This is a genomic window from Alphaproteobacteria bacterium (assembly GCA_024244705.1).
Classification (GTDB): Bacteria; Pseudomonadota; Alphaproteobacteria; order JAAEOK01; family JAAEOK01; genus JAAEOK01.
This window is the reverse complement of sequence record JAAEOK010000118.1, coordinates 1-564: the sequence shown is the minus strand read 5'-3', so window position 1 is coordinate 564 and position 564 is coordinate 1. Positions and strand designations below refer to the sequence as shown.

The following is a 564-nucleotide window of genomic DNA, read 5'->3' as shown; positions in this document are numbered from 1 at the left end:
TTTGAAACTATCGCGCGCGGCCCGGCGCCCTGGACCAGGTGTGATCCGCGCAACTGTCCTGCTCGCCGCGCTGGCGCTGTCGCCGGGCCTGGCGGCCAGGAGCCTGCCGGACATGACGGGGAAATGGTCATGTCCGCGCGACGAGGGCTTGATCCGGGGAGATCCGATTGCCTGGTCCCTGAATCTCAAAATCGACTGGCAGGAAGGCCGTTTCTTCACGGGCACCTACTTATGGAGCGTCGACGAGGCGCTGAGCGTGAAGGAACAGTCCGGCGGCGAGGCCACGCTCAACGGAGAGGTGCGCTTTCAGGGCGTGATCGACTGGGACAATGATCATTTTATCATGGTCGATCTCGGCGACACGGGCACGGTATCGGGTTCGTTCGCCAATGACGACACACTGCAGCTCATCGGTTACGAAGCGGGCGAGCATGCCCTGGTCGCAGCGGCGCTGTGTTTTCGGCGCTCTGGCGACCAATCCGAATGAACTGACGGAGGAACTCCTTTTTGACCGCGGTTCAACTCGATCGCGGCCGCGACATGTGCGCCTCACCTGCTCAATAC

General features: G+C 62.2%; 1 protein-coding gene. It reads left to right on the top strand.

The features are described from left to right. Window positions 1-40: 40 nt before the first annotated feature. Window positions 41-487, top strand: a complete 447-nt coding sequence (locus GY791_21395) for a hypothetical protein (GenBank protein MCP4330950.1) — start codon at window positions 41-43, stop codon at window positions 485-487. Window positions 488-564: the final 77 nt, after the last annotated feature.